We start from the raw sequence: 19,839 nt of genomic DNA, 5'->3' as shown, positions 1-19,839 counted from the left end.
GGATGCTCTCTCCCTGTTTCTCCCCGATGCCGGGGCCCCGACGGGGCCGCGGCAACCTCCTCACGCCGCCCCGCGGGGCGGGTGGCTCACGCGATGGCGCGGCGCACGATGGTGTTCATCGCCTCCGCAACCTCGTCGATCCGGGCCATGGCATCGACGCGGCTGAGCACGCCCTTGGCCTCGTAATAGGCGATCAGCGGCTCGGTCTGCGCGTGGTACGCCTCCAGCCGCCCGCGCACCGTCTCGGCCTTGTCGTCGGGACGGCGGGAGAACTCGGTCCCCCCGCACTTGTCGCACACCCCCTCCACGGCCGGGACCTTGAAGCGGTCGTGATACCCCTCGCCGCAGGCCGCGCAGGTGTAGCGGCCGGAAATCCGCTCCACCATGGCGCCGTCGTCCACCTCCATGGCGATCGCCGCGGCGATGGTGTTGCCCTCCGCCTCCAGCAGCCCGTCGAGAGATTCCGCCTGGCCCGCGGTGCGCGGAAAGCCATCCAGGATGATGCCCCGGCTGACATCCGATGCCGCCATCCGCTCGCGCAGGATCGCCAGCACGATGTCGTCCGACACCAGCCCGCCGGCCTCCATCACCGCCTTGGCCGCGCGGCCCGCCTCGGTGCCGGCCTTGACGGCAGCGCGCAGCAGATCGCCCGTGGACAGCTGCACCAGCCCATGGGCATCCTGGAGCATGCGGGCCTGGGTGCCCTTGCCCGCGCCCGGCGGTCCGAGAAGGATGATCACCGCCGGTTGCGTTTGCACCTGAGTATCCGACATGCGTTTCAGCCCTTGTTCATTCGGTTTTCGACGAGGTCATCGACCACGCCCGGATCGGCCAGCGTCGAGGTGTCCCCCAGGCTGGCGGCATCGTTTTCGGCGATCTTGCGCAGGATGCGGCGCATGATCTTGCCCGAGCGGGTCTTGGGCAGGCCCGGCGCCCACTGGATCAGGTCGGGCTTGGCGATGGGGCCGATCTCGCGGCGGACCCAGACCTCCAGCTCCTTGCGCAGCTCCTCGGTGGGTTCGACCCCGTGCATCAGCGTGACATAGGCATAGATGCCCTGGCCCTTGACGTCGTGGGGATAGCCCACCACCGCGGCCTCGGCGACCTTGTCATGGGCCACGAGCGCGCTTTCGACCTCCGCCGTGCCCATGCGGTGGCCCGAGACGTTGATGACGTCATCCACGCGCCCGGTGATCCAGTAATACCCGTCGGCATCCCGCCGGCAGCCGTCGCCCGAGAAGTAGTAGCCCTTGTACTGCTGGAAATACGTCTCCTGGAAACGCTCGTGGTCGCCCCAGACGGTGCGCATCTGCCCGGGCCAGCTGTCAGCGATGCACAGCACGCCCTCGGCGGCGGTGTCCTCGATCAGCTTGCCCGATTCCGCCTCCAGCACCACCGGCTTGACGCCGAAGAAGGGCCGGGTGGCGCTGCCGGGCTTGGCCGGGATCGCGCCGGGCAGGGGGGTGATCAGGTGTCCGCCGGTCTCGGTCTGCCACCAGGTGTCGACGATGGGGCAGTTCCCCTTGCCGACATGGGTGTTGTACCAGTTCCAGGCCTCGGGGTTGATCGGCTCGCCGACGCTGCCCAGCAGGCGCAGCGACGACAGGTCGTGCTTTTCCACCGGCTCGGTGCCGAAGGCCATCAGCGCGCGGATCGCGGTGGGGGCGGTGTAGAACTGGTTGACCTTGTGCTTGGCACAGACCTCCCAGAAGCGGCCCGCGTCGGGCCAGGTCGGCACGCCCTCGAACATCACCGTGGTCGCGCCGTTCGCCAGCGGGCCATAGACGATGTAGCTGTGGCCCGTCACCCAGCCCACGTCGGCGGTGCACCAGAACACGTCGCCGGGGTGGTAGTCGAACACCAGCTCGTGCGTCATCGCGGCATAGACCAGATACCCGCCCGAGGTGTGCACGACCCCCTTGGGCTTGCCGGTGGAGCCGGAGGTGTAGAGCACGAACAGCGGGTCCTCGGCGCCGACCTCCTCGGGGGGGCAGTCGGGGCTGGCGTGGGACATCATCTCCAGCACGTCGACGTCGCGGCCCTGCACCCAGGTGGTCTGGCCGCCGGTGTGCTTGACCACGAGGCACCGCACCTTGTCCGAGCAGCGCAGCAGCGCCGCGTCGGCGTTGGACTTCAGCGCGGTCCTGCGGCCGCCGCGCGGGGCCTCGTCGGCGGTGATGACGACCTTGGCCGCGCTGTCATTGACCCGGTCGGCCAGCGCATCGGCCGAAAAACCCGCAAAGACGATGGAGTGGATCGCCCCGATCCGTGCGCAGGCCAGCATCGCAAATGCCGCCTCGGGGATCATCGGCAGGTAGATCACCACCCGGTCGCCCTTGGTCACGCCCTGGCTTTTCAGGACGTTGGCCATGCGGCAGACCTGCTCGTGCAGCTCACGATAGGTGATATGGCGCGCGGGCGTCTTGGGGTCGTCGGGCTCCCAGATGATCGCGGTCTGCTCGGCGCGGGTCGCGAGGTGGCGATCGACGCAGTTGGCCGCGACGTTCAGGGTGCCATCCTCGAACCACTTGATCGACACCTCGCCGAAGGTGAAGTTGACGTTCTTGACCTTGGTGTAGGGCTTGATCCATTCGAGCCGCTTGCCGTGCTCGCCCCAGAACGCATCCGGGTCGCCGACCGAAGCGGCGTACATCTTCTCATAGGTCTGGGCGTCGACAAGGGCGCGCGCCTTGAACGTGTCGGGCGCGGGATAGGTCCTGGCCTGATCGGTCGGGCCTTGTGCGGTCATCGCGAATTCCTCCTCCTGTGCGGCACTGTGCATGCCACACTGTGGCGGGTTGCCCCGCAAGGCAACCGCTCCTCTCTCCGAGGGCTATCTTAACGCAACCGTCAACTTATTCGTAACTCTTTTTTGCAGAAGGGTTTTTTTGTAAAGACCTTGACGGTTTTCTTCGAAATCCTGTCAACATTCCGTGTCGCTGCGGTGCAGAGGAGGCCGGAAATCATGTGTTTGGTCTGTCATGGAAGTGTCAATTGCGCGGGCGTGTCGCCGCGCCGCCACCGGTGCGCGGGTCGGGGCGGCGGGCGCGGACCGGCCGGGCGGGGGGGCGCACGGCCTGGACGCGGCCCGGGACAGGGCCGGGGCGGGTGCCGGACGGGGATGGCGGATCACGGTGCGGTGATTCGCCCTGCGGATGTGGCGCGGGGGGGACTTGTGCGGCGCGTTCGGCTGCGTCACCGTGGACGGCATGGCCGATGCCCCCTCACCCCTGCGCCCCACCGACGACGACGCCCGTGCGCTGGCGCGCGCGCTGATTGCGGGGGCGGATTTCGGGGCGCTGGCGGTGGTCCATCCCGACACCGGACTGCCGCATGTCTCGCGCGTGGGCATCGCCACGTCGGCCGACGGGACGCCGGTGACGCTGGTGTCGGACCTGTCGCTGCATACCCGCGCCCTGCGCGCGGCGCCGCGGGCCTGCGTGCTGCTGGGAGAGCCCGGCCCGCGGGGCGATCCGCTGACCCATCCGCGCCTCTCGCTGGACGTGACGGCGGGGATCGTCGCGCGCGGGGCCGAGCATGACACCTTGCGCGCCCGCTGGTTGGCGCGGCACCCCAAGGCGACGCTCTATGTGGATTTCGGCGATTTCCACTTCGTGCGGCTGGTGCCGACGGGGGCCGCGCTGAACGGCGGGTTCGGGCGGGCCTATGCGTTGACGGCGGCGGATCTGACGGGCTGAAGGGCGGCGGCGGTCAGGCCCCGGCGTCCGCCCCTCGCAGGATCTGCACCCCGGCGATGTTCCAGCCACCCTCGCCCGGCAGCATCAGATAATCGAGGAAATGCAGCGTCCCGTCGCGGTCGCGGATCATCACGCGCTGCACCTGGCCACCACCGGGATGCGCCCGCCGATCAAGGTAGCGCACATCGCCGGGCCGCCACACCATCGGATAGCCCGAGCGCACCATCTCGGCGAAGCGCTCCGGCGTGCGGAACATCTGCTTGATCCCGGGCGAGGCGACGGCGAACGCCGCGTCAAGGTCCTCGGCCTGGAACGCCTCGATCTGGCGCTGGATCACGTCGGTGATGTCGCCGGCGTCGGCGGGCGCGGACATCAGCAGCGGGGCGGCAACAAGGCAGGACAGGAGCAGTCGGCGCATTGCGGTGAACCTCCGTCGGACCGGCCATTGAAAGATTAGCCGCCGCGGGCCGTGCGTCAACGATGGCGCCTACAGATACCCCTCTGAGCGGAAGCTGAGTTCGCGTTCGCGCCCGATGATCAGGTGGTCGTGCAGGGTGATGCCCATTGTTTCCGCCGCAGCCTGGATGCGGGCGGTCATGGTGATGTCGGCCTCCGACGGGGTGGGATCGCCCGAGGGGTGGTTGTGCACCAGGATCAGCGCCGAGGCGTTGAGCTCCAGCGCCCGCTTGACCACCTCGCGCGGATAGACCGGCACATGGTCGACGGTGCCGCGCGCCTGTTCCTCGTCGGCCACCAGCGTGTTCTTGCGGTCGAGGAACAGCACCCGGAACTGTTCGATCTCGTGGTGCGCCATGGCGGTGTGGCAATAGTCGATCAGCGCGGCCCAGCTGGAGATCAAGGGGCGGTTGATCACCCGCGCGCGCGCCATGCGCTGGGCCGCGGCCTCCACCACCTTGAGCTCGGTCACCACCGCCTCGCCCACGCCGCGCACCTGCATCAGGCGCGCGGGCGGGGCCGTCAGCACGCGGTTGAAGTCGCCGAACACCTCCAGCAGCAGGCGCGCGAGCGGCTTGACGTCCTGGCGCGGGATGGCGCGGAACAGGACCAGCTCCAGCAATTCGTAATCCGGCATGGCGGTGGCGCCCCCGTCGAGGAACCGCGCCCGCAGCCGCTTGCGATGGTCGGCGATATAGGAGGGCAGGCGGCCCGATGGCAGCGCCACCGCCGTCGCCTCGTCGGGCTCCAGCAGCGGCAGGGGGGCTTCGCGAAAGGCGTGGGGCGTTCTCATGGCTCCGGTGTCGCCGAAACTGGTGAACGAAGCCTTAACGCGGGAGGAATCGCTGGCCGCCGAGGACTCCTGCTCCGGACGGCGGGTGCGCGGCATGACCCCCTCGGGCGGGTCTTGGAGGGGCTGGGATGCGGCGGGTGGAAGCGATGCAGTCGAACACGTCGGCACGGGCCGCGTCGCTGGTCCTGCGGGCCTTGTGGCTGGTGCGCTCGATTTTCAGCGACGAGAAGATGCGCTCCATCGCCGAATTGTCCCGGACGTTCCCGGCCCGGCTCATGGAACAGGTGATGCCGTTGTCGGCCGGCAGGCGCTGGAACTGCGCGCAGGTCGCATTGCGCCCCCTGGTCCGAGTGATGCAGCGGTGTGGCAGCCTTGCCGCTGCGCCAGACGGCCATCATCATGGCGTCCATGACCAGCCTGGCATCCCGCCTGGCCTTCATTGGCCAGCTCGGCACGCCGCTGGCCATTGCCGGGGGCTGGCGTGACAGGGGCCTCCGCAGTCGGGCCTTCCTTCGGACCAGTGGCAGTCAGGCGCTCATTCCCGCGTCCACCGCCGCCGCACGCTTTCCGCCAGATCCGGATCGCGGGCCGCCTGCGCCACCGAAACGCCCCGCTCTGTCGCCAGCTTCACAGCCCCTAAGGCAGGGCTGCGGTCTGGAAAAGCTGGATCTTCAGCCCGCCATGCGGGATCGGGGGGCCGGGCGGCGCGAAGGGCAGCGCGGTTGCCCGCGCAAGCTCGGGCGCGGCCGTCACCAGCCCCACGCGCCAGCCCGAGAACCGGTCCCGCAGCACCGCCCCCAGCGCGCCATGGACGGCATGCAGCGGGCGCCGTTCGCCGATGCGCGCGCCATAGGGCGGGTTGACGATCACCAGCCCCGGCGGGCCGTCGGGGGGCGTCAGGTCACTGACGCTCGCGCGCAGGAACCGCACCCGGTCGGCCACGCCGGCGCGATCGGCATTGGCGGTGGCCCCGGCGATGGCACCTTGGTCGCGATCCGATCCCCACAGCGCCGCCATCGGCGCCCCCGGGCCGGGCGCGGCCGTCCGCATCGCCGCCCAGGCCGCCGCATCGAACCCGGCCAGATGCTCGAAGGCAAAGCTGCGCCCGCGCCCGGGGGCCAGCCCCGCCGCCATCTCGGCGGCCTCCAGCACGAAGGTGCCGGAGCCGCACATCGGGTCCACCACCGGTTCACCCGGGACATGGCCGCAGGCGCGCAGGAACAACGCCGCCAGCGTCTCGCGCATCGGCGCCTTGCCCACCGCCTGCTTGGTGCCGCGCCGGTGCAGCGGCGCGCCCGAGGTGTCGAGGCTGAGCGTGCACAGGTCGTCCTCGATCCGGACCTTCAGCGTCACCGGGGCGTCGGCCGCGATCGTCACCCCCAGCCCGTCGGTCAGCGCCCCGGCCACCCGCTGCACCACCGCGCCCGCATGCCAGATGCGCGAGGCCCGGCATGTCGCCTCCACCCGCACCGGCACATCCGGGCGCAGGAATGCGGCCCAGTCGAACCGCCGCGCCCGTTTGTCGAGCTGCGCGACATGCAGCGCCCGGAACGCACCGATCCGCACCAGCACCCGCGAGGCGCCCCGCAGCACCAGATTGGCGCGCCAGACCTCGGCCCACGGCCCGCGCGTGACGACGCCGCCCGGCACGACGGCGGGGGCGGCAAAGCCCGCCGCCGCCGCCTCGGCCAGAAGCTGCGGTTCCAGCCCCGGCGGGGCGGCAAGGAAGATCTCGTACTCGGGCGCCATCGCGCTGCCATAGCCCGCGTGCGCGCCCGGCGCGAGGGGGGATTACTCGGGGCGCTGCCGGGCGCGGTCCATGCCGTGCATCGCGTCCTTCAGCCCCGGCACCAGCCCCGCCAGCTCCATCGGGAAGGGGAAGATGATGGTGGAATTCTTCTCGCCCGCGATGATGTTGAGCGAGGACAGATAGCGCAGCTGCATCGCGCCGGGGTCCTTGGCCATGATCTGCGCGGCCTCCAGCAGCTTCTGCGCGGCCTGTTCCTCGCCTTCGGCGTTGATGACCTTGGCGCGACGCTCGCGCTCGGCCTCGGCCTGGCGGGCGATGGCGCGGATCATCGATTCGTTGATGTCGACGTGCTTGATCTCCACGTTGGCGACCTTGATGCCCCAGGTGTCGGTCTGCGCGTCCAGCAGGGACTGGATGTCGCTGTTGAGGGTGTCGCGCTCCGACAGCATCTCGTCGAGGTCATGCTTGCCCAGCACCGAGCGCAGCGTGGTCTGCGACAGCTCGGAGGTGGCCTGCATGAAGTTCTCCACCTGGATGGTGGCGCGTTCGGCGTCGACCACGCGGAAATAGATTACCGCGTTCACCCGCACCGACACGTTGTCCCTGGAGATCACGTCCTGGGAGGGGACGTCGAGCACCTTGACACGCATGTCCACCCGCACCGCCTGCTGAAGGCCGGGGATCACCAGGATCAGGCCGGGCCCCTTGACCCCGGTGAAGCGGCCGAGCGTGAAGATCACCGCGCGCTCATACTCGCGCAGGATCCGGATGGCCGAGGCCAGCACCGCCAGCACGAACAGGGCAAGGATGGCGATGAAGCCGAAATCGAACAGGAAGTCCATGTCGTCCTCCTGGCCCCGGATGGGGGCCGGTTGGGGGCGGCGCGGTGCCGCCCGCGGATGGGTGGTGCCTCAGGCCTGCGGCTCCACCGTGAGCGTCAGGCCGTCCATGGCGGTGACGCGGACCGGCGCGTCGGCGGTCAGGCCGGCCGGGCCCCTGGCCTGCCAGCGCTCGCCGTGGACAAAGACGTGGCCCGTGCGGCCCTGCCAGTCGGTGACATGGCCGGTGACGCCGACCATTTCCTCGGCGCCGGACACGACCGGGGCGCGGAACGACCGCCGCGCCAGCGTGGCCACGATGGCGGTGGCCAGCAACCCCGACACCGCCACCCCCGCCAGCAGCGGGACCGAGACGTCGAGGCCCGGCGCATCGGTGTCCACCAGCATCATCGCCCCCAGCACCAGCGCCGCCGTCCCGCCGATGCCCAGCACCCCGAACGAGGGGGCGAAGGCCTCGGCCACGATCAGTGCCAGACCCAGCAGGATCAGCCCCGCACCGGCCAGGTTCAGCGGCAGCATCGCCAGCGAATACATTCCCAGGATCAGGCTGATGGCGCCCACCGTTCCGGGCACCAGCACGCCGGGGCTGAGGAATTCGAAGATGATCCCGTACACCCCCACCAGCATCAGGATCAGCGCCACGTTGGGGTTGGTGATGATCGCCAGCAGTTGCGTGCGCCAGTCGGGTTCGATCGCCTCGGTGGCGATGCCCGCCGTGGCCAGGGTGACGGTGCCGTCGGCCATCGTCACCGCGCGCCCGTCGGCCTGTGCCAGCAGCGCCACCAGCGTGTCGGCGGTGAAGTCGATGACGTTCTGCGCCGCGGCCTCGGTCGCCGTCAGGCTGACGGCGTCGCGCACCGCGCGCTCGGCCCAGTCGGCGTTGCGCCCGCGCAGTTCCGCAAGCCCACGGATATAGGCCGAGGCGTCGTTGACGACCTTGGCCTCCATGGCGCTGGCCGGTGCGCTGCGGCGGGGCGCGTCCCCGACCGCGTCCCGGGGGGCGTCGCCATTGCCGGTGCCATTGGCGGTGTCGTCGCCGGTGCCATCCTTGGCGGTCGTGTCGCCTTCGCCATCGGGGTCGCCGGGGTTGTCGGGGCCGTCACCCTCGTCGCCGGAGAACGGAGCGCCTCCGCCGCCCAGCGACACCGGCGTGGCCGCGCCCAGATTGGTCGCCGGCGCCATGGCCGCGATGTGGCTGGCATAGAGGATATAGGTGCCCGCGCTGGCCGCCCGTGCCCCCGATGGCGCCACCCAGGTCGCCACCGGCACCGGCGATGCAAGGATCGCGCGGATGATCCGACGCGTGGAGCTGTCGAGGCCGCCGGGCGTGTCCATCTTCAGCACCACCAATGGCACGCCGCGCGCGGCAGCGGCATCCAGGTTGCGCTCGATGTACTGCACCATCGCCGGGGCGATCGGCCCGTCGACCGTCAGCACCACGGCGGGGGTGTCGGTCGCGGGCGCCTGCTGGCCCGTTGCGAGACCCAGCGCGCCCACGCCCAGCGCCAGCCCCAGGCACAGCGTTCGCAGCAGACGGGGCAGGACAGGCAGGCGCGGCATCACGGTCTCCGGCTTGACGGGGGGGATACCCATGGGGGGCATGTGGGGGCGGACCGCGCCGGGTCAAGCGCGGCCCCGGCCCTCAGCCGACCGTCTCGTCGACCGCCTCACCAACCGCTTCGGGGGTGGCCTCCACGGCCGGGCCGCGCCGGGGCTGCGGCCCGGGCACCGCGAGAAAGCTCTCGGGGGTCAGCATCACGTCGTGCAGGGTGTAGCGGTCGAGCGTCGTCAGGAACGCCGCCAGCGCCTCGTTCATGATTGCCGGAAACCGGCACATCGGCGTGATCGGACAGCGGTTTCCGTCCTGGAAGCACTCCACCAGCCCGAAGTCCCCCTCGGTCGAGCGGATCAGGGCACCAAGGCCGATCTCCTGCGGGGCGCGGGCCAGGGTGAAGCCGCCGCCCCGACCTCGCATCGCCTGCAGGTAGCCGTTCGACGACAGGTGCAGCACAACCTTCTTCAGATGCGCCCGCGAGACTTCGAACACATCGGCGGTCTCCTCGATGGTGACCAGCGTCCCGGGGCGGCTTGCGGCATAAAGAAGAACACGAAGGGCATAATCACTGAACTTGGTAAGGCGCACGGTTACTCCCCGAAACAGACGACGTCCCGCAAACATAGCGCGGCAATGGACTTTAAGGTGTTACACAACCCCGTCAGCGCCACCAGTGCGCGACAGAATGCCGCGATGCGATGCGCTCGGGGCGGGCGCTTGCGCCGACACTTCCTGGCACTGGCGCGTTTCGGGGCGCGTCGGTCACTTCGTCCCGAACATCCGGTCGCCCGCGTCGCCCAGGCCCGGCACGATGTATCCGCGCGCATCCAGACGCGCGTCCAGTGCCGCGGTCACGATGGGCACATCGGGATGCGCCGCACGCATGCGCGCGACCCCCTCGGGGGCGGCCAGCAGGCACAGGAATCGCAGGTTGACCGCACCGGCCTCCTTGAGCATCGACACGGCGGCGGCCGAGGAATTGCCCGTCGCCAGCATCGGATCGACGACGAACACCATGCGCCCCTCCAGCGGCGGCACCTTGAAGTAGTACTTCACCGGCTCCAGCGTCGCCTCGTCGCGATAGAGGCCCACGAACCCGACACGCGCCTGCGGCATCAGCTCCAGTATCCCGTCCAGCAGCCCGTTGCCCGCCCGCAGGATGGAGATCAGCGCCGGCTCCGGCCCGTCCAGCACCGGCGCGTCCATCGCCTGAAGCGGCGTGTCGATGCGGCGTGTCGTCAGCGCCATGTCGCGCGTCACCTCATAGGCGAGCAGCTGGCTGACTTCGCGCAGCAGCTGGCGAAACACCGGCGTGGGGGTCGTGGCGTCGCGCATGTGGCTGAGCTTGTGCTGCACCAGCGGGTGGCGCACGACGGTCAGATGCTCGGTCATTGGGGGGCTCCGTTGGGGTCATGTCGGGCGGCGCGCCGGTCGCGGGTGGCGTCGTCGCAAAAGTCTGCCGCCAGCGCGGCGCGCTGCGGGGCGTTGAAATCGTCCGCGTGCCAGCCAAAGGCATCGCCCGGCAGTGCGGCATCCAGGCCCAGGTGGGGTGCCCGGGATCGCCGGTCGCCCACGTCACCACACCCCGGGCGGCGCGCAGCCGCGCCACGGGCTGGCCGCACCATCCACCCATCCCCGGCCGAGGCATGGCCCCCCGGGCATCGGACAGACCGTCCGGCCGCCCGCCCCGCCCGATCCCCCGCGCGCACGGCCCCGGGCGGCAGCGCGCCCGCCGGGTGCAAAGGCAGATCGTTCCGCGGTGGGGTGGTCACAGAAAGCTCCTTCCCGGGCCCGGCCCCGGGCCCGGCGCTGGCACGCCGAGATGCGCGGCCACCGATGCGCCCACATCGGCCATGGCCACCGCCCCGATCTGCCCCACCCCGCGCCCGGCGGCAAGCACCGGCACCCGCTCGCGCGTGTGCTCGGTGCCGTGCCAGGTGGGGTCGTTGCCGTGATCGGCGGTGAAGATCACGAGGTCCCCGAACCGCAGCCGCGACAGGAACCGCCCCGCCTCGGCGTCGATCCACTCCAGCGCGCGGGCATATCCAGCGACGTCGCGGCGGTGGCCCCACAGCGTGTCGAACTCCACCAGATTGGCCATCACCAGCGCGCCGTCGGGCGCATCCGCGGCCAGCCGGTGCAGGTGGTCCATCAGCGCCCGGTCATCGGCGCCCTTGTGCAGCCGGTCGATGCCGCGATGGGCAAAGATGTCGCCGATCTTGCCCACCGCCTCCACCCTGTGCCCGGCGGCCTGCACCGCGTCCAGCAACGTGGGCGCGGGCGGAGGGATGGCGAAATCGCGCCGGTCGGGGGTGCGCTGGAACGCTCCGGGCGCGCCGTCGAAGGGCCGCGCGATCACCCGGCCCACGCCCATGCCATGCACCATCGGCGCAAGCCCCGCGCACAGATCCAGCAGCCGCTCCAACCCGAAGGCCCCGGTGTGCGCCGCGATCTGCACCACGCTGTCGGCCGAGGTGTAGCAGATCGGCCAGCCGGTGCGCAGATGCTCGGCACCCAGATCCTCCAGCACCTCGGTCCCCGACGCGCGCCGGTTTCCCAGGATGCCCGCCGTCCCCGCCCGCGTGGCGATCGCCGCCGACAGCGCGGGCGGGAACGCGGGGCAGGTGTCGGGAAACACCGTCCAGGGCGTGCGCATGGGCTGGCCCGCAAGCTCCCAATGGCCCGAGGGCGTGTCCTTGCCCGCCGAGGTTGCCGTCGCTGCGCCCCAGCGCCCGCGCAGGGTCCCGTCGCCGCCAAACGGGACGGTCAGCCCGCTGGCCAGCGCCACCGCGCGGCCAAGACCCAGGCCATCCAGCACCGGCATCCGCAGCGGCCCCACCCGCCCCGCATCCGCCCGCCCCGCGGCACAGGCCGCCGCGACATGGCCCAGCGTGTTGGCGCCTTCATCGCCAAACGCCGCCGCATCCGGCGCCCCGCCGCAGCCCACCGAATCCAGCACGATCAGAAATGCACTCACCGTCAAACCTTTCGCCTCGGGCCTTGGGCCGTTCGCTCCGGACGGACTGTGCGGGGGCGCGCGCGGGGTTGCAAGCTGTGCGCGCCACGGCCAGCGGGCATTCCCCACCGCCTCCGGATGGTTTAACGTTGAACCATATCTCTGGGAGGGGACGCATGAGCGACGAACGGCACGACAGCGCACGGCAGGCGGCGCTCGATTATCACGAATTTCCCCGGCCCGGAAAGCTGGAGGTTCGGCCCACCAAGCCGTTGGCGACAGGCCGCGACCTGGCGCGCGCCTACAGCCCCGGCGTGGCCGAGGCGTGCCTGGAGATCAAGGCCGATCCGCTGACGGCGGCGCGCTATACCGCGCGGGGCAATCTGGTGGCGGTGGTGACCAACGGCACGGCGGTGCTGGGGCTGGGCAACATCGGGCCGCTGGCCTCCAAGCCGGTGATGGAGGGCAAGGCGGTCCTGTTCAAGAAGTTCGCCAACATCGACTGCTTCGATCTGGAGCTGGCCGAGACCGACCCGGAACGTCTGGCCGAACTGGTCTGCGCGCTGGAGCCGAGCTTCGGTGCGATCAACCTGGAGGACATCAAGGCGCCCGACTGCTTCATCGTGGAGAAGATCTGCCGCGAGCGGATGGGCATCCCCGTCTTTCACGACGACCAGCACGGCACCGCCATCGTGGTGGGCGCCGCCGCCACCAACGCGCTGGAGGTCACGGGCCGGCGGTTCGAGGACATCAAGGTCGTCTCCACCGGGGGAGGGGCTGCGGGGATCGCGTGCCTGAACATGCTGCTGAAGCTGGGCGTGCGGCGCGAAAACATCTGGCTGTGCGACATCCACGGGCTGGTGCACGCGGGCCGAGAGGTCGACATGAACCCGCAAAAGGCCGCCTATGCCCAGGCGACCGACCTGCGCAGGCTGGACGAGGTGATCGTGGGGGCGGACCTGTTCCTCGGCCTGTCGGGGCCCGGCGTGCTGACGCCCGAGATGGTCGCGCGCATGGCGCCGCGCCCGATCGTGTTCGCGCTCGCGAACCCCAACCCCGAGATCATGCCCGACGCCGTCCGCTCGGTCGCGCCGGATGCGGTGATTGCCACGGGGCGGTCGGATTATCCCAACCAGGTCAACAACGTGCTGTGCTTTCCGTTCATCTTCAGGGGCGCGCTGGATGTGGGCGCGACCGAGATCAACGACGCCATGCAGCTGGCCTGCATCGAAGGCATCGCGGCGCTGGCGCGCGCCACCACCACGGTGGAAACCGCCGAGGCCTATCGCGGCGAGCAGATGACCTTCGGCCCCGACTACCTGATCCCGCGCCCCTTTGACCGGCGGTTGATGGGGGTGGTGGCCAGCGCCGTGGCCCGCGCGGCGATGGAGACGGGCGTGGCGGTGCGCCCGATCGCGGATCTTGAGACCTACAAGGCCGGGCTGGATGCGTCGATGATCCGCTCGGCGCTGATCATGCGCCCGGTCTACGAGGCCGCGCGCTCGGCCGAGCGGCGCATCGTCTTTGCCGAGGGCGAGGACGAGCGCGTGCTGCGTGCCGCCTCCGCCATCCTGGAGGAGACCACCGAACAGCCGATCCTGATCGGCCGCCCCGAGGTGGTGGAGCGGCGCTGCGAACGCGCGGGCCTGCCGATCCGGCCGGGGCGCGACTTCGACATCGTGAACCCCGAAAACGATCCCAGGTATCGCGAGTACTGGGAGACCTACCACGCCCTGATGGCCCGGCGCGGCGTGACGCCCGACATCGCGCGCGCGATCCTGCGCACCAACACCACCGCCATCGGCGCCATCATGGTGCATCTGGGCGAGGCCGACAGCCTGATCTGCGGAGCGTTCGGACAGTATCTGTGGCACCTGAACTATGTCACGCAAGTCCTTGCAACAGAAAGCCTCCGACCCGTTGGTGCGCTCAGCCTGATCATCGAGCCGCAGGGCAACCTGTTCATCGCCGACACCCAGGTCCACCCCGAGCCCAGCCCCGAACAGATCGCCGAAAGCGCCATTGCCGCGGCGCGTCATGTGCGCCGCTTCGGGGTGGTGCCGCAGGTGGCGCTGTGCTCGCATTCGCAGTTCGGCAACGTCGACACCGAGCCCGCGCGCCGGATGCGCCGCGCCATGGAGATCCTCGAGGCGCGCGCGCCCGGCTTTGATTTCGAGGGCGAGATGTCGGTGGACCTCGCGCTCGATCCCGAGTTGCGCGCGCGGATCTTTCCCGGCTCCCGCCTGACGGGGGTGGCGAATGTGCTGATCTTCGCCTCGACCGATGCGGCGGGGGCGGCGCGCAACATGATGAAGATGCGCGCGGGCGGGCTCGAGGTCGGGCCGATCCTGATGGGGATGGGGAACCGCGCCCATATCGTGACGCCGTCGATCTCGGCGCGGGGCCTGCTGAACGTGGCCGCGCTGGCGGGAACGCCGGTGGCGCATTACGGCTGACGGCCCCCCCCGCACGCCCGCCGTGCGGGGGGTGATCACGCGCGATCACAAGGCAGTGCGCTTTTGTCGCATGCGGCTATATGAATTTGATTTGGGTCATGGGGTGGCATTCCGTAGTATGCAACTCAAAGGCAGCTTTGAGGAGGAAGTCCGCCATGAACCCGTTTATCGATACCGCAGTGGCGGCCGCCTCGCGCAGGGGGTTTCTCGGCCTTGCGGCCGGGGGGCTTGCGCTGGCCGCCACCACACCCGGCCCGGCCCGCGCCGAGGTCCGCACCAACGCGCGCATCCTGATCCTGGGTGCCGGGGCCGGCGGGGCGGCCATCGCCAACCGCCTCGCGGAACGTCTGGATGGGGCGCGCATCACCGTCGTCGACGGCAAGACCGAGCACTGGTACCAGCCCGGCCTGACGCTGGTGGCCGCGGGCCTGCGCCCGGCGGGGTACACCCGCTCGGCCAATTCCGACTGGCTGCCGGGCGGCATCACCTGGGTGCAGGAGCACGCCGCCGAGGTCGATCCCGACGCGCAGGTCGTGCGCACCACCGGCGGGCAGCGGCTGGAGTATGACTACCTCATCGTCTCGACCGGTCTTGTGCTGGACTGGGACGCGGTCGAAGGCTTCGATCTGGACCGTATCGGGCCCGAGACGGGCACCGGCGCGCATTATGCCGGCCCCGATCATGCGGCGCGGACCTGGGCTGCGATGGACGCATTTACCGACCGGGGCGGGCACGCGCTGTTCTCGCGCCCCGCGACCGAGATGAAATGCGCCGGCGCGCCGCTGAAATACTGCTTCCTGACCGACGATTACCTGCGTCGCAAGGGGACGCGGGAGGCCAGCCGGATCACCTATGCCGCGCACAACAACGCGCTGTTCAGCGTGCCGATCGTCAACGCCAAGCTGGACCTGCTGATGCGGCGCCAGGCGGTGGACGTGGTGCACGGCCATGTGCTGCGCTCGGTGGACATGGATCGCAAGGTGGCCACCTTTGCCACCGGCGAGACGACGACCGACATCGGCTATGACTTCTTCAATGTGATCCCGCCGCAGCGCGCGCCGCAGGCGATCCGCGCTTCGGGCCTGTCCTGGGCCGACCGCTGGACCGACCAGGGCTGGATCGAGGTCGACATGCAGACCCTGCGCCACGCGCGTTATCCCAACGTCTTCGGCATCGGGGACATCAACGGCGTGCCCAAGGGCAAGACCGCCGCTTCGGTCAAGTGGCACCTGCCGGTGGTCGAGGATCACCTGGTGTCCGAACTCGCCGGCCGCGAGGGCACCGCGACGTTCAACGGCTACACCTCCTGCCCGATGATCACGCGGGTGGGCCGCGCGATGCTGATCGAGTTCGACTACCAGGACAACCTCGTGCCGTCCTTCCCCGGTGTCGTGGCGCCGCTGGAGGAGCTGTGGATTTCCTGGCTGATGAAGGAGGTCGCGCTGAAGGCCACCTACAACGCCATGCTGCGCGGCCGCGCCTGAGCCAGAAGGAGAGACATCATGGAAGAATTTTCCCTATCCACCTTCCTCGCCGTGTTCGAGGAGATGTTCGGAACCTGGCTGTTCTGGGCCATGGTCGGCGTCGCCGCACTCATCACGCTGGCCTATGCCTTCGTGCTGATCCGTGACCACGGCATGGGGATGCGGCGGTTCCTGCTGGCGCAGCTGTCGATGCCCGTCGGGGCGGTGGCGGCCGTGGCCTTCGTGCTGTGGGTGACGCGCTCGCGGGTGGTCGACATCGGCGGCCCGATCGACTGGATCGTGCTTCTGGGGGTTGCCGTGCTGGGGGCGGGCGGGTTCTCGATCCTCGTCTATGTCGCCCAGTCGCTGATCCGGGGCGGCCGCGATTCCGACGCGACCTGACGGGCGCGCAGAAGGACATCGCAACGACATGGGGGGGCGGTGCCGTCAGACGGCGCCGCCCCCCTGCATGAGGGCCGCACACCCCGCAAGCGCCGCGTGGTCGTCCTCCAGAAGATCCACCGCAAGGCCCGCCAGCAGCGGGGCAAAGCGCCCCCGGTCGCGCAACGCCGTGGCAAAGCCGCCGTCCGCCAGCTGCGGGGCCACCGCGCGCGCCATGCCGCCCACCAGATACACCCCCCCCCACGGCAGGTGCACCAGCGCCAGATCCCCCGCCACCACCCCCAGCAGCCGCGCAAACAGCGCCAGCGTCGGGCCGGGGCCCGCGGCGGTGATCTCGGGCGCCGGGCGTCCGCCATGGCCGAGAAAGGCGTCGATCCGGCTCAGCCCCCGTCCCGACAGGGCCTCCTCGATCTCCGGGCGCAGGCCGGCGGTGGCGATGGACCCGGCCAGCGCGGCGATCTGCGGATCCGGCGCGGGCAGGGTGGCGTGGCCTGCTTCGGACGCCGTCACCAGACGGCCCGAGGGGGTGTCATGCACCACCGCCGCGTTGAAGCCCGTCCCCACCCCGATCACCAGCCGAGGTCCCGGCGCGCGTCGGGCCACTGCGATCACCGGCCGCAGGCTGCCGGGCGCCAGATGGTCCAGCGCGTGCCCCTGTGCCTGAAGATCGTTCAGAACCACCGCCCGCACACCGCCAAAGCGGTCCGAGAGCGCGCCCGCGTCCACCTCCCAGGCAAGGTTGGTCATCCGCGCGATGCCGTCGCGCACCGGCCCGGCCACCGCCACGCACACCCCGCCCACGCGTGCCACGCCGCGCGCGCCCAGATACGCGGCCATCGGTGCCATCGGATCGCGCCAGCCCGCGCAGGGATGGCGCGTGACGCTGCCCTCCAGCAGGCGCCCGTCCCGCGCCAGCGCCAGGCGCATGTTGGTGCCGCCGATATCGGCCACGAGGATCGGCGCCCGGGCGTCGGTGAAATCGTCCATGTTCGGCCCCCGATTTGACAGACCTGCCCGATTGCACGACATTACCCCCCATACCAAGGGAAATCGGGGCCTGCGCCGGGATGGCGCCCAGATCGACGCCCCGCCCATCGGGAGGGAAATCGCCATGCCCACACGCAGGCTTGCCGCCGGCACCGCCGCGCTGGCGCTGATCGCCACCACCGCTCCGGCGCAGGAGCTGTTCCTCGAACCCGGCGCCGACGACCGCTTCAGCTGGCACACCCTGGAGGCGTTCGCAGACGCCCATGACCACACCGGCGCCCGGCTGAGCGTGGCCGGCGTCTGGACCGGGGCCGATGCCCGCATGGTCGAAAGCGTGCTGGCCTATTTCGCCCACGCCACCGGGGCCGAGGTGAGCTATTCCGGCTCGGACGGGTTCGAGCAGGACATCGTCATCTCTGCCCGGTCGAATTCCGCGCCCAACATCGCGGTGTTCCCGCAGCCGGGGCTGGCGGCGGACATGGCCGCGCGCGGCCTGCTGACGCCGCTGGCGGACGGGACCGAGGACTGGGTGCGCGCGACCTATGCCGCCGGCGACAGCTGGGCCGACCTCGGCCGGTTCGTGGGGCCGGACGGCGAGGCGGCGCTGTACGGGCTGTTCTACAAGGTCGATGTGAAGTCGCTGGTCTGGTACAGCACCGACGCCTTCTTCGAGATGGGCTATGACGTCCCCGACACGATGGAGGACCTTCTGGCCCTGACGCAGCGCATCGTCGATGACGGCGGGACGCCGTGGTGCATCGGGCTGGGCTCGGGCGCGGCCACCGGCTGGCCCGCCACCGACTGGGTCGAGGATCTGCTGCTGCGCATCGCCGCGCCCGAGGTCTATGACGGCTGGATCGACAACTCGGTCCCCTTCGACGATCCCCGCGTGATCGAGGCGATCGAGCTCTACGGCCACTTCGCGCGCAATGACGATTTCGTCAGCGGCGGCGCGCAGGCGGTGGCCACGACCGACTGGCGCGACGCGCCCTCGGGGCTGTTCCGGTTTCCGCCCGATTGCCACATGCACAAGCAGGCGTCCTTCATCCCCACCTTCTTCCCCGATGGGCTGGAGTACGGGCTCGACTACGACTTCTTCTACTTCCCCGCCTATGCCCGGCATGATCTGGGGGAGCCGGTGATGGGCGCGGGCACGATGTGGGCCATCACCGACGACGCGCCTGTGGCGCAGTCGCTGATCGCCTTCCTCCAGACCCCCATCGCGCACGAGCTGTGGATGGCCCAGTCGGGCTTTCTGACGCCGCACACCGGCGTGAACCTCGACACCTTCTCCTCGGACGCGCAACGCGGCATCAACGAGGTGCTGCTGGACGCCACGGTGTTCCGGTTCGATGCCTCGGACCTGATGCCGGGCGAGATCGGCGCGGGGGCCTTCTGGTCGGGAATGGTGGACTTCACCACCGGGGCCGACGCCGCCGACGTCGCCGCCGAAATCCAGTCGCGCTGGGACGCCATGCGCTGAGGCACGGAGGAGCCGATGCCGCCGATCCTGCAGGGCCTGTTCACCATCCTTGTCGGCGTAACCGGCTGCGTTGCGTATTTCTGGCTGTCGAACCTGTTGCTGGACCGGGTGATCTGTCCGCCGCACGGGCCGCATGCGGGGCGCAACATCACCCGCGCCAACCTCATCCGGCCTTGGCTGTTCCTGTTTCCGGCGCTGGTCGTTCTGGGGCTGTATCTGGCTTATCCGGTGGTGGGGTCGTTCGTCCGCTCGCTTCACGACCGCAGCGGGACAGAGTTCATCGGGCTGGGCAACTATGCCGACCTGATCGCGTCCGGCGGGTTTCGGGTGGCGGTGCGCAACAACATCCTGTGGCTGCTGGTGGTGCCGGCGGCGGCGACGGCGTTCGGGCTGCTGGCCGCGCAGCTGACCGACCGCCTCAGCTGGGGCAACGTGGCCAAGTCGCTGATCTTCATGCCCATGGCGATCAGCTTTGTCGGCGCCTCGCTGATCTGGCGGTTCGTCTATGACAACAGCTTCGACATCGGGCTGATCAACGCCGTGCGCGGCGCGTTCGGCGCGGAGCGCGCCATCGACGTCATCCAGATCCCGTTCTGGAACAACTTCTTCATCATGTTCATCATGGTCTGGATCCAGACCGGCTTTGCCATGGTGATCCTGTCGGCCGCCCTGCGCGGCATCCCCGAGGAGACGGTGGAGGCCGCGATCATGGACGGCGCCAGCCCGACGCAGATCTTCTTTCGCATCAAGGTGCCGCAGATCATGGGCACCATCGTGGTGGTGTGGACCACCATCACCTTCCTCGTGCTCAAGGTCTTCGACATCGTCTACACCATGACGGGGGGCAACTTCGGCACCCACATCCTGCCCAGCTACATGATGAGCTTCATGTTCCGCGACGACGGACGGGCGACGGCGGTGGCCTTTGTCATCATGATCCTCGTGCTGCCGGTGATGATCTGGAACATCCGCCAGGCCCGGCGCGAGATGCGCTGAAAGGG

At 70.0% G+C, this 19,839-nt stretch carries 17 protein-coding genes and 1 pseudogene; 6 read left to right on the top strand and 12 right to left on the bottom strand.

The window, feature by feature from the left end:
• Positions 1-86: 86 nt before the first annotated feature.
• Positions 87-773, bottom strand: a complete 687-nt coding sequence (locus tag CCR87_RS13260; protein WP_201158005.1) for an adenylate kinase — start codon at positions 771-773, stop codon at positions 87-89.
• Between the two features lie 5 nt (positions 774-778).
• A complete protein-coding gene (acs, locus tag CCR87_RS13255; RefSeq protein WP_201158024.1) occupies positions 779-2,749 on the bottom strand; it encodes an acetate--CoA ligase in 1,971 nt (656 codons plus the stop codon).
• Between the two features lie 460 nt (positions 2,750-3,209).
• Between acs and CCR87_RS13250 the strand changes: the two genes are divergently transcribed.
• The gene (locus CCR87_RS13250) at positions 3,210-3,698 is read left to right on the top strand and encodes a HugZ family pyridoxamine 5'-phosphate oxidase (protein WP_201158004.1); all 489 of its coding nucleotides are present in this window, start codon (positions 3,210-3,212) and stop codon (positions 3,696-3,698) included.
• A gap of 13 nt (positions 3,699-3,711) precedes the next feature.
• Here CCR87_RS13250 and CCR87_RS13245 read toward each other — a convergent pair whose 3' ends face one another.
• The 9 genes and pseudogenes from CCR87_RS13245 to CCR87_RS13205 all read right to left on the bottom strand — a co-directional run bounded on the left by CCR87_RS13245 (position 3,712) and on the right by CCR87_RS13205 (position 12,068).
• Positions 3,712-4,116: a DUF4864 domain-containing protein gene (locus CCR87_RS13245; protein WP_201158003.1), complete on the bottom strand. Its 405-nt coding sequence runs from the start codon at positions 4,114-4,116 to the stop codon at positions 3,712-3,714.
• Between the two features lie 69 nt (positions 4,117-4,185).
• Complete coding sequence (gene radC, locus CCR87_RS13240; protein WP_201158002.1) at positions 4,186-4,947, bottom strand: RadC family protein; 762 nt, start codon at positions 4,945-4,947, stop codon at positions 4,186-4,188.
• 145 nt (positions 4,948-5,092) lie between these two features.
• A pseudogene (locus CCR87_RS17325) lies at positions 5,093-5,402 on the bottom strand (DDE-type integrase/transposase/recombinase); the annotation flags it as partial.
• Positions 5,403-5,583: 181 nt separating this feature from the next.
• Positions 5,584-6,696, bottom strand: a complete 1,113-nt coding sequence (locus tag CCR87_RS13230; protein WP_201158000.1) for a THUMP domain-containing class I SAM-dependent RNA methyltransferase — start codon at positions 6,694-6,696, stop codon at positions 5,584-5,586.
• 42 nt (positions 6,697-6,738) lie between these two features.
• Complete coding sequence (locus CCR87_RS13225) at positions 6,739-7,539, bottom strand: slipin family protein (protein WP_201157999.1); 801 nt, start codon at positions 7,537-7,539, stop codon at positions 6,739-6,741.
• A gap of 69 nt (positions 7,540-7,608) precedes the next feature.
• Positions 7,609-9,129, bottom strand: coding sequence for an NfeD family protein (locus CCR87_RS13220; protein ID WP_201157998.1), 1,521 nt, complete (start codon positions 9,127-9,129; stop codon positions 7,609-7,611).
• A 49-nt stretch (positions 9,130-9,178) separates the two neighbouring features.
• The gene (locus CCR87_RS13215; protein ID WP_201157997.1) at positions 9,179-9,679 is read right to left on the bottom strand and encodes an Rrf2 family transcriptional regulator; all 501 of its coding nucleotides are present in this window, start codon (positions 9,677-9,679) and stop codon (positions 9,179-9,181) included.
• Positions 9,680-9,853: 174 nt separating this feature from the next.
• Positions 9,854-10,483, bottom strand: coding sequence for a uracil phosphoribosyltransferase (gene upp, locus CCR87_RS13210; protein ID WP_201157996.1), 630 nt, complete (start codon positions 10,481-10,483; stop codon positions 9,854-9,856).
• A gap of 376 nt (positions 10,484-10,859) precedes the next feature.
• A complete protein-coding gene (locus CCR87_RS13205; protein WP_201157995.1) occupies positions 10,860-12,068 on the bottom strand; it encodes a phosphopentomutase in 1,209 nt (402 codons plus the stop codon).
• Positions 12,069-12,223: 155 nt separating this feature from the next.
• Here CCR87_RS13205 and CCR87_RS13200 point away from each other — a divergent pair, with 155 nt between their 5' ends.
• The 3 genes from CCR87_RS13200 (at position 12,224) to CCR87_RS13190 (ending at position 16,368) form a co-directional block, all read left to right on the top strand.
• Positions 12,224-14,503, top strand: coding sequence for an NADP-dependent malic enzyme (locus tag CCR87_RS13200; protein WP_201157994.1), 2,280 nt, complete (start codon positions 12,224-12,226; stop codon positions 14,501-14,503).
• 155 nt (positions 14,504-14,658) lie between these two features.
• On the top strand, positions 14,659-15,987 hold the full coding sequence (locus CCR87_RS13195; RefSeq protein ID WP_201157993.1) for an NAD(P)/FAD-dependent oxidoreductase: 1,329 nt from the start codon (positions 14,659-14,661) through the stop codon (positions 15,985-15,987).
• A gap of 18 nt (positions 15,988-16,005) precedes the next feature.
• Positions 16,006-16,368 (top strand): DUF5368 domain-containing protein, encoded by a 363-nt coding sequence (locus CCR87_RS13190; RefSeq protein ID WP_201157992.1) that lies wholly within the window; start codon positions 16,006-16,008, stop codon positions 16,366-16,368.
• A 45-nt stretch (positions 16,369-16,413) separates the two neighbouring features.
• Here CCR87_RS13190 and CCR87_RS13185 read toward each other — a convergent pair whose 3' ends face one another.
• Positions 16,414-17,355 (bottom strand): glucokinase, encoded by a 942-nt coding sequence (locus CCR87_RS13185; protein ID WP_201157991.1) that lies wholly within the window; start codon positions 17,353-17,355, stop codon positions 16,414-16,416.
• A gap of 124 nt (positions 17,356-17,479) precedes the next feature.
• Between CCR87_RS13185 and CCR87_RS13180 the strand changes: the two genes are divergently transcribed.
• Together CCR87_RS13180 and CCR87_RS13175 are read left to right on the top strand one after the other, a co-directional pair.
• Entirely contained in the window at positions 17,480-18,838 is a 1,359-nt protein-coding gene (locus tag CCR87_RS13180) for an ABC transporter substrate-binding protein (protein WP_201157990.1), read from the top strand.
• A 15-nt stretch (positions 18,839-18,853) separates the two neighbouring features.
• Positions 18,854-19,834: a carbohydrate ABC transporter permease gene (locus CCR87_RS13175; protein WP_201157989.1), complete on the top strand. Its 981-nt coding sequence runs from the start codon at positions 18,854-18,856 to the stop codon at positions 19,832-19,834.
• The last annotated feature ends 5 nt before the right edge of the window (positions 19,835-19,839 follow it).

The organism is Rhodobaculum claviforme, assembly GCF_016653255.1.
In the GTDB taxonomy this organism is placed as follows: domain Bacteria; phylum Pseudomonadota; class Alphaproteobacteria; order Rhodobacterales; family Rhodobacteraceae; genus Rhodobaculum; species Rhodobaculum claviforme.
This window is presented reverse-complemented; position numbering and strand designations above follow the sequence as displayed.